This window comes from Flavobacterium sp. U410, from assembly GCF_053570605.1.
In genome coordinates this window covers 1-13,258 of sequence record NZ_JBSEFI010000016.1, presented here as the reverse complement: position 1 = coordinate 13,258, position 13,258 = coordinate 1, and the positions used below count along the sequence as shown (strand labels likewise).

The following is a 13,258-nucleotide window of genomic DNA, read 5'->3' as shown; positions in this document are numbered from 1 at the left end:
AAATAACCCTGTAACTTAATTTATACAGGGTTTTTATTTTAAACTTTCACCAAGAAAATTCCGTTTTCTTTAATATCTATTATTTTAGCTTTGTACAAAGATCCGACTGCTTTTTTAAACGCTTTTTTACTCATTTGCAAAATGGTTTTTATCTCTTCGGGATGACTTTTATCGTGCAACCCTAAGAAACCATTATTTGCTTTTAATTCGTCAATAATCAACTGAGCGTCTTCATCAATAGCTGCTGTTCCTATTTTTTTGAAGGAAACGTCAATTTTTCCATCGGGACGTACTTGTTTGATATATGCTTTCGTTTTTTTACCTAATTTAAGATCTTTAAACACTTCATCGGCATACGCTAAACCTTTATATTGGTTTTCAATAATGACATTCACTCCCATATCGGTAAAATGTGAAATCATTACTTCTACTTCTTCATTAGGCTCAAAAGCCGGAATTTCAGTTGAAAAATACTTTTGAACTTTACTTGTTGCTGCTAAACGATTGGTTTTTTCGTCCAAATACATATAAATCAAATAGCGCTTACCTACTTCCATTGGTTTAGATTGCTCTTTGAACGGAACAAAAAGATCTTTCTCTAATCCCCAATCTAAAAAAGCTCCAAATTGATTGATGTAGTTTACTTTTAAATGCGCAAATTCATGCAGTTTTACGTATGGTTTTAAAGTAGTCGCCACCGGACGTTCTTCATGATCCAGGTAAATGAAAACTTTCATTTCATCACCAACGAAAAATTCCTTTGGAACATATTTTTTAGGTAACAAAACATCGTTTTCTTCATCTCCTAAAAACAGACCTACTTTAGTATCGCGTAAAACTTTAAGTATATTGTATTCTCCTATTTGCAACATTTTCTTTTAAATATGAGGCAAAGGTAAGCAAATGCTTTGGAATTAGATTCCGATTTCTAATTGTAAACGCAAATACCAATTATTTTTTACATCGCCGGTGTAATATTCCTTTTCGTCAAAAGTTAATTCGGCTTGCATTTTAAAAGCATGTTCTCTTAAATATTTGGTCACGCCAATAGTATATTGTTTTTGATCTGGCGTAAAAGGCTTAATTTCTTCAGCAACAAATTGGTTTGAAAATCGACCGATAACTTCAAAATTATTTTTAAAAATATAACTCAACTGGTAATCTGTTCCCCAACCGGCGTATACATAATTAAAATCGGTAACATCATCAGGATTATATGTAACCAAATCTTTAGCTTGGCGCTGCATGTAAGCACTCATAAAAGCCCAACCATTGTATTTTAGCATGGCATCTGCAAAATAAGAACGAGTGGTTCTAGGTGAATACAATAATTGTCCTAATTGTCCATTGGTTCTGACTGCTCTGTTATTCTGTTGGAATGCACCCGAAATCATCAATTTAGGCGTTTCCTCTCTAGCCATATCTCCTTCAAAATAAATACCCCTTTTCTTAAATGAACCAAAAGGCATTAGTTCAAGTTTACCAGTTAGAGCCACTCCATCATCAGAAGTCTGCGTCCAATTTCGTCCTTCTCCTGTCGATACTGCTGTTTTTATATTATAGGAGAAAGCATCTTTTTCTTCATTTAAATAATACGCTTGAAAACCAAAATCACGGTCAATAGTAAATTTTGCATTATTAATACTTCTATCCGTTAATTGCAAAGCCCCTGAAGAATTAACACGCTGACGGTTCCCTGGTAATTTTGTTTGTCCGAACATAAAATTCCAGTGCTTACTTGGTCGATAAATAAAAACAGCGTCACGAATAATATTGATATTGTCGCCATCATGAACCGAACCTACATCTCCTGGTGCAAAAGACAACTGAATAACATATAAAAAATGAGGATTCCAAACATAACCGTCTAAACGTAAACGCAAACGGCGAATATGCGCTTCATAACGATTGTCTTTGCCTTCTTCGTTAAAATAAGTGACTCTGTTTTGCATTCGAAAACGAATGTTTAACTGAAATAAACTATCAGGTGAAGTCATTCCTAGTCCTTTACCATAACTGTAATACGGTAAAGCTTCAAGCCTAATATCGTTATTCTTTAAAGAATCCATTTTCTGAGAATTTGCAGAAAAAAGGATAAAAAATAGCAATACAGTAAAAAAAGATCTCATTGTTGTTGTGTTGTTGTTAATTGAACTGCAAAAATAAAATTATTTAGTATAAAAGATTATTCTTTACTTAACTTTGTAAAAAATATTAAATTATGTCAAATGCTTATGTGGGATACCACTTCAAAGTAGATCCTAGAGAATTAGGTAGCGAAATTTTAATAGCTGAATTAGGCGAACTTCCTTTTGAAAGCTTTATAGAAACAGAAGAAGGTCTTTCAGCATATATTCAAAAAGATTTATGGTCAGAAGACATTTTAACTGATGTTCATATTCTTGAAAATCCAAATTTTAAAGTTGAATATACTATCGAACAAATTGAGCAAGTGAACTGGAATGAAGAATGGGAAAAAAATTTCGAACCTATTGATGTAGACGGAAAATGTTATGTTAGAGCACCATTTCATGAAACAGCCAATGCCCCTTACGAAATTGTGATTGAACCTAAAATGAGTTTTGGAACCGGACACCACGAAACCACTCACATGATGATTCAACATTTGTTAGAAACTGATGTTAAAGGTAAAAAAACGCTTGACATGGGATGCGGAACGGCTATTTTAGCCATTTTAGCCGAAATGAAAGGAGCTCAACCTATAGATGCTATTGACATTGATAACTGGTGTTACTTGAATTCTATTGAGAATATTGAGCGTAACAATTGCCATCATATCACAGTTTATGAAGGTGATGCTGCTTTATTAGAAGGCAAAAATTACGATGTAATTATAGCAAATATCAATAGAAATATTCTTTTAAACGATATGCAAACGTATATTGATTGTTTAAACGAAAACGGAGTTTTGTTATTAAGTGGTTTTTACCGAGAAGATATTGCAGTTATTGACGAAAGTTGTACTGCTAAAGGTTTGAAATTTGAAGGACAAAAAGAACGCAATAATTGGGTTGCTTTGAAATACACCAAATAATTTTAAAAATTTTATTAATTTTGCACTGATATTCAAACTTTTAACTAAAATAAAATGAGCACACTCGAACAAGTACAGGAAGAAGTTTTAGTAGAAGAACAAATAGGTATTAACCATGAAATCATTTTGTTTAATGATGATGTAAATACCTTTGACCATGTTATAGAAACGCTTATCAAAGTTTGTGAACATGATGCTTTACAAGCGGAGCAATGCGCTATTTTGGTTCATTATACCGGAAAATGTACTGTAAAAACCGGAAGCTATGATGATTTGAAACCGCAGTGTTCAGCCTTATTAGATGCCGGTTTAAGCGCTGAAATACAATAAATAAAAAATCCCGAAGTTTTTGTTGACTTCGGGATTTTTTTTATTTGATTTTAGTTTCCCATTGCAAGCCACTAATATCTACTAGTTGTATTTTGACCACTTGATTTTTTATTCTCTGAAAATCATTGGACACAAAATTCAATTGCGCTTTGGCTCCTAAAGGCAACACTAAACTATGCTTACCCGGTTTAACCTTTGCGATGTAATAATTTTTAATTTCATTGGGTTTCAATTTAGAAAGTTCTTTCTGATTCATTGACCATATCACCTGATTATCTGCATCTAAAAGATTTATTTCTATTAAAAATGAACCATATACATCGGCTCCTTCTACCCTATACACATCCATTTGTAATGTATCAGAAGTCAAAATAGCGTTGGAAATTTCAACTTTAGGTTTTACAGATTTGTTGTGTAATGTTCCCCAAAGTCCTCCATGAAAAACTTGGTTTGTATACAGCGTTAGTCCCAAAACAATAACAGCTGTAAGAGGCACAACCGTATTCAACGTTTTTGCTTTCCAAGGTAAATCTCCTGAAAAAAAGAGAGGAAACCCATTTTTATTTGTAAAAGTGCTATTTTTTTGCTTGAGCAAATGATCTAAGGAAAAAGTTCCTCCTCCTGAAAAAAACAACATCACTCCGGAAGCTATCCCTAAAACACCTATTTGCCATTCATCTAAACAAGTTGTGCCCAACCAACCCGAACCTAATAAAATTCCCATAGCCAAACTAAACACCCCTACACTCATTAAACGTGTTGCTAATCCTAAAATAATGCACAAACCAACTAAACCTTCTATGACGGTAAACGAAATCATTGCCTTATGTAAGGTTTCCGGATGGGTAACTAAATATTCTATAATGGGTTTTATACCCATGGCATTGGGCAAAAAATGATTGAACTTCTCGCCGATATAGCCCGATAATTCGGGATCTAATTTATTTTCTAAAATGGTTCTGCGCCAGAAAGCAGAAAAATAAGTCCAGCCTACTACTAAACGTAATACTAATGCAAATAGTGCAGCTAGATCATACGAAGATTCTTGTGTTTTCATATTCTCTTTATTTTGTTAAAAACTCTTTTTATTTCCTAAAGGAAAACTGATTTTTTAACTACACAAGATTAATTTTTAGTTGCTGAAACAGTACATAAAATGGAATTGAAGTTCTCGCCTTTTGACGAGTTTGAAGTATCACTTTATTACTCCAGTTTTTTATTGCATTAAAACCAGAAGGAACTATTTCGAGGAATATTCCACCATCTGCTATTGGTGCATTTTTCCGAACCTGCTGCTTTGAGTAGAATTGTAAATTACACTCTTTTTTACAGGTCGTTTTGATTTGAACATTCGATTTTGAAACCTCAATATCTAAACTTCGTTCTATAAAATTGCGAACTTTACATGGAACAAATACTAGCAACAAGGCTAAAAAAACTCCTTTTAAAAAAGAAGTTTGTCGCTTTTTTACTTGTCTGTTATTTATCGTAACCATTCGCTTTTTAGTTTTGTCAATTGAGTTTTGGTATTAACCAATTGTTCTACAAGTATTGCTCTACTCTTTTCTAAATCTTCAATTTTTAAGTATTTTGCCCAATCGTCTTGATAAAGAATACTTTTGATTTCTTTAATGCGTTTGGCTGTTTCTGTGGCTGTTCGCAAGAATTGTCCGTTATAATTCGGAGCGCTTTTGTGTTGGTAATTTACTTTGTTTTCGATCCAATCGACGACGATAAAAAACAAAGTATCGGTTTCATTATTCGGATAAAAATCGGTCCAATGGGCAAAACCACATACTACATTTTGATTCTTATAGTCGGTTGTTTCGGTTAAAATCCAACGGCAATTAGCAGCTCTTCCCCAGTGGCTTGATCTGCGATACACACCTTCATCGGTAAAACAATATTCACTACCCGATTTACTTTTGTAAGTAAAGAGTATTTGCAACTCTTCTTCCTTTGGAATTTGCTTAAAAATACAAAATGTGTGTTTGTGAAAATTGCTTCGGTTGTAAACTTTCATGAACTTTTAACTTGTTTTGATCTTCAATAAATCTTCCAAGCCCAATTCTTTTATTGAAATTTCACGCATTTCTACTTTTCTGATTTTTCCGGTAATGGTCATTGGAAAACTGTCTACAAATTTCCAAAATTTTGGCACTTTGTAATGTGCGATTTGGTCTTTGCAAAACAACATCAATTCTTCCTGAGAGAGCTCGGTACTTGCTTTTAATTTGACCCAAGCCATAATTTCTTCTCCGAATTTTTCATGTGGAATTCCGATAACCTGAACATCTTCAATCAGATCATGGGTATATAGAAACTCTTCAATTTCTCTAGGCGAAATATTTTCTCCTCCTCTGATAATTACATCTTTAATCCTTCCTGCAATATTGATATAGCCTTCGTCATCCATAACAGCCAAATCGCCGCTGTGCATCCAATTAGCATCATCAATCACGAAACTTGTCGCCTCCGGGTTTTCCCAATATTTCAACATCACCGAATAGCCTCGCGTACACAATTCACCCGATTCGCCTCTTTGTACAATTTCTCCGGTATCAGGATTGACAATTTTTATTTCCAAATGATCCTGAATCGTCCCAACAGTACTTACTTGTTTTTCCAATGGTGCTCCGATTAACGTTTGTGTGGATACCGGCGAGGTCTCTGTCATTCCGTAGCAAATGGAAACTTCTTTCATGTACATTTTAGATTGTACTTGTTTCATTACTTCTACCGGACAAGGAGAACCTGCCATTACTCCGGTGCGTAAACTGGTTAAATTAAACGAATCGAAATTCGGCAATTGCAATTCGGCAATAAACATCGTTGGCACGCCATAAAGCGATGTACATTGTTCTTTTTCAACTGCTTCCAAAGTTAATTGCGGATCAAAACTTTCCGCAGGAATCACCATTGCCGCTCCTGATGTGGTACATGCTAAATTTCCGATCACCATTCCGAAACAGTGATAGAAAGGCACAGGAATACACACTTTGTCTTTTTCAGTATAATGCAAACGTTTGCCAATGAAATAGCCATTATTTAAAATATTATGATGCGAGAGTGTTACTCCTTTTGGAAAACCGGTTGTTCCCGAAGTATATTGAATGTTTACAGGATCATCAAACTGAACATGAGCTTCAACTTGAGCAAGAGTTTCATCCGAAATTGTAGATGCCAGAGCTAATAATTGTTCCCAATCCTGATCTAAATATAGTGTCTGTTTTAACTTTTTACAGAATTTCTCGGATTTTTTGACAATCTTCTTGTAATCGCTTGTTTTAAACTGAAGTGCCGAAATCAATACTTTGGTTCCCGATTGGTTCAAAACATAAATCAATTCACTAGAACGATACGCCGGATTAATATTCACTAAGATAACGCCAATTCGAGCGGTTGCATATTGTAATAACGTCCATTCATAACGATTGGGTGACCAAATTCCTACTCTATCGCCTTGCTGAATTCCTAATGCTAAAAGTGATTTGGCTAATGCTGTAGTTTGTTGCCAAAATTCTTTATAGGTAGCTCTGTAATTTTGTTGTAAAGCAACTAAGGCAATATTATCCGGGAAATTATCTACTGTTCTTTTTAAGTTTTGTCCAATGGTTTCTCCTAATAATGGAATATCAGAAGGACCACTTACGTATGCAATTGATGTCATCCTATTCTACTTTTTAAGGATAACAAATTTATAGCTATTTAACTAAAACAGACAATTATTAACACTTTTTATTCGTGAAACGTTATCAAAAATCTAAGCTACAATTCAAAACCATTGAATATATTTTGCCCTACTCCGCTTCTTTTCAATAAGTTAAAATGCGATTTTACGGCATCTAAAGCAGGATAACAAGTGTAAGGTAAATTGTACTCTGCTGCATATTTTTTAATAATTGGCGTAATGTATGGATAATATGTATGTCCAACGGTTGGAAACAAATGGTGCGCCACATGATGTGTAAATCCTCCATACAGAAAATCGGCTATAGGATTTCCGGCACTAAAATCTTTAGTTACCGTCAATTGGTGTTCCGCCCAAGTTAAATCAAATTTACCATCTTCCGGCGGCATTGGAAAAACCGCTTCTTCATCAACGTGGGTAGAAATTAATGCTACAACTCCTAAAATACTCGATAGCAAGTGCATAATAAACCAAGCTAATAATATCGTTGAAAATTGTTGGTTCAAAACCAAGTACGGAACGCCCAACATATAAAACAGGTTGAATATTTTGGCTGCAAATAATTTAAAGTATTCTATTTTTGGAATGGTATATACTCTTTTTAAGTAATTGTCTTTGGTGCCAAAAAAGTCTTTAAAATCACGACTAAATAACCAAATCAACGTGTAAAAAGGATATAAAAACCACATATAAATATGTTGGTATCGGTGAAAACTATACCATTTACTATTCGGAAATAAACGTACTAAATCACTTTGTTTGATATCACAATCCCAATTTTGTACATTGGGATACGGGTGATGCAATTGTATGTGACGTTGAATCCAAACTTCACTGTTACTTCCAAATAATTCCACTACGTGACAAAACAACCGATTTTGCTTTTTACTGAAGAAAACCGCATCATGAGCAGCATCGTGAAAGGAATTCACAAACAAAATAATCATACTGAATCCCATTAAAATATAAAAAGTAAATAAAGCCGGGGTATTATTTCCAAATAAAAGGATACAAGCATAGAAAGCACAATACAAAAACAATAAAAGTAGTGCCTTAAAAATATTCTTACGTTGGATACTTTTGTCTTGAAGCACATTTTCTTGTACTTCTTTGATCAATTTTTTAAAAAAATCTTCTTTTGATGGTCTCTTAAAGGTAGGCCTTACTAGGTTTTCCATGAAAAAATCATTATTCACACAAAAATAAAACTTTTTAAAAAACTAAACTATTATTTTATCGTAACTTTTGTTACATACATTTACCATCGGAAAAGGTTACCTTTACACTACCAATAAATAAAAACAAAACTATTATAACTAAAAAATGAAAGAACTACTACAACAATCATACGGCTATATATTTGAAGAAGAACTCATTGAAGAGATCAACAAAGTTGCTACTTATAAAGAATTCAAAGCAGACGATTATTTAATTGAAATCGGCGATTACATCAAAACGATGCCTTTACTCTTAAGTGGTGCCATAAAAATTTTGCGTGAAGATGATAATGGAGACGAATTATTGCTTTACTTTTTAGAAAGAGGCGACACTTGCGCTATGACACTTACTTGCTGCATGGGACAAGCCAAAAGTAAAATTCGTGCAGTTGCCGAAACCGACGGAACTTTACTGATGATTCCTGTTGAAAAAATGGAAGAATGGTTGACCAAATACAAAACCTGGCGAAACTTCGTTTTTGACAGTTATAACATTCGTTTAAAAGAAATGCTAGAAGCTATTGACACTTTAGCTTTTATGAACTTAGACGAACGTTTGTACAAATACTTAACCGATAAAGCCAAAGTTTTAGGCAGTACCGAAATCAATACGACACATCAAGAAATTGCTTATGAAATGCATACTTCCCGAGTAGTGGTTTCCCGATTATTGAAAAGTTTAGAGCTTCATGGAAAAATAAAACTCAACCGTAACAAAATTGAAATTCTAGTATTGTAATGGAAACTCTTGGCTATTTAGGAGCATTACTCATCGGACTAGTTTTAGGCTTAACAGGCGGTGGTGGTTCTATGTTGACGGTACCGGTGTTGACTTATTTACTGCATATTAATCCGGTAACAGCAACGGCTTATTCCCTATTCATTGTGGGAACAACCTCCGTTTTTGGTGCCATTCACAATTATCAAAAAAAATTAGTCGACGTTAAAAACGGATTCATATTTGCCATTCCGTCATTTGTTGGCGTTTACCTTACTCGAAAGTTTTTGGTTCCATTGCTCCCCGATTTTATTTTCCAAAGCGATAATTTCTCAATCAGCAAAGGTTCGTTTTTGATGATCTTTTTTGCAATTGTTATGCTTTTGGCTTCCTATTCGATGCTGAAAACTAAAAAAAACACCAGTGAAACTAAAGAAACCTCACTTACTATTTTATTGTTTCAAACTTTTTTTATTGGAATTGTAATTGGTTTTGTGGGCGCAGGAGGTGGCTTTTTAATTATTCCAACTTTGGTTTTGTTTGCTCGCCTTTCCATGAAAAAAGCAATTGGAACTTCTTTATTCGTTATTTCAATGAATTCCCTTATTGGTTTCATTGGCGACGTTCAAAACTTAACAATCGACTGGAAATTTTTATTGGGTTTTACCGCTTTTTCCATTATCGGAGTTTTTATAGGATCTTACTTTAGTAAATTTATAAACGAAAAACTGTTGAGAAAAGGATTTGCTTTTTTTGTTTTAGCAATGGCATTGTTTATTTTATTTAAAGAATTGTTATAATGTAACTGTAGTTACTTATTTTTTATGAAAAGTTCCCTAATTTTACACTTAGAAAACTAAAAAATGGTCTTATGAAAGTAGAACAAATTTATACAGGATGTATCGCTCATGCTGCTTATTATATTGAAAGTGATGGTGAAGCTGCGATATTTGATCCTCTACGTGAAGTACAACCTTATATTGATAGAGCCCAAAAAGATAATGCAACCATCAAATATATCTTTGAAACCCATTTCCATGCCGATTTTGTTTCCGGACATTTAGATCTGGCAAAAAAAACAGGTGCCCAAATTGTATATGGTTCAACGGCAAAACCCAATTTTGAAGCTATCATTGCTGAAGACGGACAAGAATTTAAAATCGGAAAATATACCATAAAAGCCATTCATACACCGGGACACACTTTAGAAAGTACTTGTTACCTTCTTACCGATGAAAACGGTAAACAACACGGCATCATTACAGGTGATACGTTATTTATTGGTGACGTTGGTCGTCCGGACTTGGCTCAAAAATTGGTAGAAAACCTAACACAGGAAATCTTAGCCGAAAAATTATTCCATTCGCTACGTGATAAAATCATGCCTTTGGCTGACGATTTAATTGTATATCCCAATCACGGTGCCGGAAGTGCTTGTGGTAAAAACATGAGTAAAGAAACTACCGATACTTTGGGCAACCAAAAGAAAACGAATTATGCGTTGCGCGCCGATATGACCGTTGAGGAATTCAAAAAAGAGCTTTTAGACGGTTTAACGCCTCCTCCTGCTTATTTTCCTCAAAATGTGATGATGAACATTCAAGGCTATGAAAGTTTAGACGACGTAATGCAAAAAGCCAACAAACCACTTGCTCCTGCTGAATTTGAAGCTGTGGCTAACCAAACGGAAGCTTTAGTTTTAGACGTGAGACACGAAAGTGAATTTGTAAAAGAACACGTTCCGGGATCTATTTTCATTGGTTTACACGGTCAATTTGCCCCTTGGGTTGGTGCCTTAATTAAAGATGTGAAACAACCTATTCTTTTAATTACACCGGAAGGCAAAGAAGAAGAGACCGTGACTCGTTTATCAAGAGTTGGTTTCGACAACACCTTAGGCTATTTAAAAGGTGGCGTTGAGGCTTGGAAAGCTGCAGGATTTGAAACTGATTCTATGGCTTCGGTAAGTCCGGAAGAGTTTGCAAAACACTACAAAGATGCTATTGTTATTGATGCCAGAAAACCTGCCGAATACACCGCTGAGCATATTGTTAATGCCAAAACCATTCCCCTTGATTTTTTAAACGATCATTTAGCAGAAGTACCTAAAGACGAACCTTTTTATGTGCATTGCGCCGGCGGTTATCGTTCAGTCATTTGGTCGTCTATTATGAAAGCTCGAGGCTACCACAACATGATCAATGTAGAGAAAGGAATGGGAGGAATAAGAAACACTAATGTAGAATTAACGCAATATGTTTGCCCTTCTACTTTAAAGTAAAACATATACTTTTAAAGAGAATCAGGCTATTAGCCTGATTTTTTTATGAAATAATTAATATAAATATTGCTTTTAAAAACCCTGAAAAGGAGTAATTTTGTCCAAACTTTAACACAAAAGAACAATTTATGAAAAAACTTGCTTTATTAGCAGTAACCGCTTTAGCTTTCGTTTCCTGTCAAAAAGGTACTGAAAATGCGTTTACCATCACCGGAAACACTAAAGGAGTTGACAACGGAACAAAAGTGTATTTACAAGTTCAAGGAGAAAATGAATTAGTAGCCAAAGATACCGTGACTGTTGAAAACGGAAAATTTGAATTTAAAGGTGATGCTTCGGTTCCTGAATTAGGTTTCTTAACTATAGAAGGAAACAACGGGATTCCTTTTATCTTAGAAAATGGTGCTATCGAAATCACTTTTGATAAAGATTCATTAGAAAATAATAAAATTGCCGGAACTGCAGAAAATGAGATTTTTCAAGATTTTTCAAATAAAAATGCTGTAGTTTACAAAAAGATAATGTCTTACCAACAAAACAACCAAGAGAAATTCATGACAGCTCAGGCAACTCAGGACACGGCAACGATGAATGGATTAATGAGAGAATTGGAAAAATTCAAATCAGAATTATCGACTGTACCTGCAGAAATCATTACTAAAAACCCTAAAAGTTTTGTAAGCATTCTATTAACCGAGAATCAGTTATTACGTCAAGAAATTACCGTTGATGAAGCTAAAAAACGTTTTGATAATTTCGAAAAAAGCTTATTAGAAACCAGAGCGGCTAAAAGCATCGATAAGATTGTAAAAGCGGCTAATTCGGTTGAAATCGGTAAAAAGGCACCGGATTTTTCAGCTAAATCACCGGAAGGAAAAGAAATCTCTTTAAAAGAATCTTTAGGTAAAGTAACCATTATCGATTTTTGGGCTTCGTGGTGTGGTCCTTGCCGTATGGAAAACCCTCACGTGGTAGCCTTATATAACCAATACCATGAAAAAGGCTTAAACATCATTGGAGTTTCTTTAGACAAAGACGAAGCAAAATGGAAAGAAGCTATTGCTAAAGACGGTCTGACATGGACTCATATTTCTAATTTAAAATTTTGGGAAGACCCTATTGCTGAAAAATACAATGTAAAAGCAATTCCGGCTACATTTATTGTAGATGCAAACGGAATTATCATTGCAAAAGACTTAAGAGGTGCTGAATTAGATACTAAGTTAAAAGAGCTTTTTGGCGAATAATTCCTCTTAAAATACCATTTATAAAAAAATCTCCTTTTGGGAGATTTTTTTATGTTTTTCATTTACAAATACTTAAAAAATAATTTAAAAAATAATGTCCTTTGTGTTTGTAAGTTTTAAAAACAATCCTATATTTGCAACCTCTTACAAGATAAGCACAGGCTGGGGAGATACTCAAGCGGCCAACGAGGGCAGACTGTAAATCTGCTGGTTACACCTTCGCAGGTTCGAATCCTGCTCTCCCCACGAATAAATAGAATCAACAAAAAACGTCAAGCTTTGCTTAGGCGTTTTTTTATTGATTTTATTTTCAAAGCGTAGCTTTGCAGGAAAAGCGAAGCTAATCCTGATTTCGTGATATTGCATATCTAAAAATCAAGTTTACTTTTATAAATGTTTTGGGATTTTTTGTTTGAGTAAGGTTTCCTTACTCAGGATCACGAGCGAAGCGAGTAATCTATCTTAAATACTTTATCTAAACGTTTTTTTGAAGTTTTATATTCAAAAGCGTAGCCAAGACCGTTTCACAAGCGATATTTTAAACGAATATAAGCTTCCCCTTCAGGATAACAAACAAAAAACAAGTAATCCTTCCCAAATGTTTTATTTAAATGTTTTTGTTCATTCTATTTAAAACAGGACTCTGAATTGAACACAATCAAAGAATAAATATCCTTAACTGCAAAGAAATATAACAATGCTCCTCTCTTAACATTTAA

Annotated in this window: 13 protein-coding genes and 1 tRNA gene; 7 read left to right on the top strand and 7 right to left on the bottom strand. The window is 34.2% G+C overall.

What is annotated here, in order from left to right; translation table 11 throughout:
• Positions 1-38: 38 nt before the first annotated feature.
• Positions 39-872: a CvfB family protein gene (locus ACUSJC_RS11210; protein ID WP_449269653.1), complete on the bottom strand. Its 834-nt coding sequence runs from the start codon at positions 870-872 to the stop codon at positions 39-41.
• A gap of 42 nt (positions 873-914) precedes the next feature.
• A complete protein-coding gene (locus ACUSJC_RS11205; RefSeq protein ID WP_449269652.1) occupies positions 915-2,069 on the bottom strand; it encodes a porin in 1,155 nt (384 codons plus the stop codon).
• 152 nt (positions 2,070-2,221) lie between these two features.
• Here ACUSJC_RS11205 and prmA point away from each other — a divergent pair, with 152 nt between their 5' ends.
• Both prmA and ACUSJC_RS11195 read left to right on the top strand, forming a co-directional pair.
• Positions 2,222-3,055, top strand: a complete 834-nt coding sequence (gene prmA / locus ACUSJC_RS11200) for a 50S ribosomal protein L11 methyltransferase (protein ID WP_449269651.1) — start codon at positions 2,222-2,224, stop codon at positions 3,053-3,055.
• A gap of 54 nt (positions 3,056-3,109) precedes the next feature.
• The gene (locus ACUSJC_RS11195) at positions 3,110-3,385 is read left to right on the top strand and encodes an ATP-dependent Clp protease adaptor ClpS (RefSeq protein ID WP_449269650.1); all 276 of its coding nucleotides are present in this window, start codon (positions 3,110-3,112) and stop codon (positions 3,383-3,385) included.
• Between the two features lie 40 nt (positions 3,386-3,425).
• Here the strand turns inward: ACUSJC_RS11195 and ACUSJC_RS11190 are convergent, their stop codons facing one another.
• The 5 genes from ACUSJC_RS11190 to ACUSJC_RS11170 all read right to left on the bottom strand — a co-directional run bounded on the left by ACUSJC_RS11190 (position 3,426) and on the right by ACUSJC_RS11170 (position 8,254).
• The gene (locus ACUSJC_RS11190) at positions 3,426-4,442 is read right to left on the bottom strand and encodes a TQO small subunit DoxD (protein ID WP_449269649.1); all 1,017 of its coding nucleotides are present in this window, start codon (positions 4,440-4,442) and stop codon (positions 3,426-3,428) included.
• 58 nt (positions 4,443-4,500) lie between these two features.
• On the bottom strand, positions 4,501-4,881 hold the full coding sequence (locus ACUSJC_RS11185) for a hypothetical protein (RefSeq protein ID WP_449269648.1): 381 nt from the start codon (positions 4,879-4,881) through the stop codon (positions 4,501-4,503).
• Positions 4,869-5,408: a hypothetical protein gene (locus ACUSJC_RS11180; protein WP_449269647.1), complete on the bottom strand. Its 540-nt coding sequence runs from the start codon at positions 5,406-5,408 to the stop codon at positions 4,869-4,871. Before ACUSJC_RS11180 ends, ACUSJC_RS11185 begins: the two co-directional genes overlap by 13 nt.
• Positions 5,409-5,414: 6 nt before the next feature.
• Positions 5,415-7,055 (bottom strand): AMP-binding protein, encoded by a 1,641-nt coding sequence (locus ACUSJC_RS11175; protein ID WP_449269646.1) that lies wholly within the window; start codon positions 7,053-7,055, stop codon positions 5,415-5,417.
• Positions 7,056-7,153: 98 nt separating this feature from the next.
• A complete protein-coding gene (locus tag ACUSJC_RS11170; RefSeq protein ID WP_449269645.1) occupies positions 7,154-8,254 on the bottom strand; it encodes a fatty acid desaturase family protein in 1,101 nt (366 codons plus the stop codon).
• Positions 8,255-8,399: 145 nt separating this feature from the next.
• Here ACUSJC_RS11170 and ACUSJC_RS11165 point away from each other — a divergent pair, with 145 nt between their 5' ends.
• The 5 genes from ACUSJC_RS11165 to ACUSJC_RS11145 all read left to right on the top strand — a co-directional run bounded on the left by ACUSJC_RS11165 (position 8,400) and on the right by ACUSJC_RS11145 (position 12,785).
• Positions 8,400-9,032 carry a Crp/Fnr family transcriptional regulator gene (locus ACUSJC_RS11165; protein ID WP_449269644.1) on the top strand — a complete coding sequence of 211 codons (633 nt, stop codon included), beginning with the start codon at positions 8,400-8,402 and terminating at the stop codon, positions 9,030-9,032.
• Complete coding sequence (locus ACUSJC_RS11160) at positions 9,032-9,811, top strand: sulfite exporter TauE/SafE family protein (RefSeq protein WP_449269643.1); 780 nt, start codon at positions 9,032-9,034, stop codon at positions 9,809-9,811. Before ACUSJC_RS11165 ends, ACUSJC_RS11160 begins: the two co-directional genes overlap by 1 nt.
• A gap of 71 nt (positions 9,812-9,882) precedes the next feature.
• A complete protein-coding gene (locus tag ACUSJC_RS11155) occupies positions 9,883-11,292 on the top strand; it encodes an MBL fold metallo-hydrolase (protein WP_449269642.1) in 1,410 nt (469 codons plus the stop codon).
• Positions 11,293-11,420: 128 nt separating this feature from the next.
• On the top strand, positions 11,421-12,539 hold the full coding sequence (locus tag ACUSJC_RS11150; protein WP_449269641.1) for a redoxin domain-containing protein: 1,119 nt from the start codon (positions 11,421-11,423) through the stop codon (positions 12,537-12,539).
• 164 nt (positions 12,540-12,703) lie between these two features.
• Positions 12,704-12,785, top strand: a tRNA-Tyr gene (locus ACUSJC_RS11145).
• The last annotated feature ends 473 nt before the right edge of the window (positions 12,786-13,258 follow it).

Excerpts from the sequence above, each read along its gene's own strand:
- ACUSJC_RS11210 (WP_449269653.1), bottom strand. The coding sequence starts at position 872 with ATGTTGCAAATAGGAGAATACAATATACTTAAAGTTTTACGCGATACT.
- ACUSJC_RS11205 (WP_449269652.1), bottom strand. The coding sequence starts at position 2,069 with ATGGATTCTTTAAAGAATAACGATATTAGGCTTGAAGCTTTACCGTAT.
- prmA (WP_449269651.1), top strand. The coding sequence starts at position 2,222 with ATGTCAAATGCTTATGTGGGATACCACTTCAAAGTAGATCCTAGAGAA.
- ACUSJC_RS11195 (WP_449269650.1), top strand. The coding sequence starts at position 3,110 with ATGAGCACACTCGAACAAGTACAGGAAGAAGTTTTAGTAGAAGAACAA.
- ACUSJC_RS11190 (WP_449269649.1), bottom strand. The coding sequence starts at position 4,442 with ATGAAAACACAAGAATCTTCGTATGATCTAGCTGCACTATTTGCATTA.
- ACUSJC_RS11185 (WP_449269648.1), bottom strand. The coding sequence starts at position 4,881 with ATGGTTACGATAAATAACAGACAAGTAAAAAAGCGACAAACTTCTTTT.
- ACUSJC_RS11180 (WP_449269647.1), bottom strand. The coding sequence starts at position 5,408 with ATGAAAGTTTACAACCGAAGCAATTTTCACAAACACACATTTTGTATT.
- ACUSJC_RS11175 (WP_449269646.1), bottom strand. The coding sequence starts at position 7,055 with ATGACATCAATTGCATACGTAAGTGGTCCTTCTGATATTCCATTATTA.
- ACUSJC_RS11170 (WP_449269645.1), bottom strand. The coding sequence starts at position 8,254 with ATGGAAAACCTAGTAAGGCCTACCTTTAAGAGACCATCAAAAGAAGAT.
- ACUSJC_RS11165 (WP_449269644.1), top strand. The coding sequence starts at position 8,400 with ATGAAAGAACTACTACAACAATCATACGGCTATATATTTGAAGAAGAA.
- ACUSJC_RS11160 (WP_449269643.1), top strand. The coding sequence starts at position 9,032 with ATGGAAACTCTTGGCTATTTAGGAGCATTACTCATCGGACTAGTTTTA.
- ACUSJC_RS11155 (WP_449269642.1), top strand. The coding sequence starts at position 9,883 with ATGAAAGTAGAACAAATTTATACAGGATGTATCGCTCATGCTGCTTAT.
- ACUSJC_RS11150 (WP_449269641.1), top strand. The coding sequence starts at position 11,421 with ATGAAAAAACTTGCTTTATTAGCAGTAACCGCTTTAGCTTTCGTTTCC.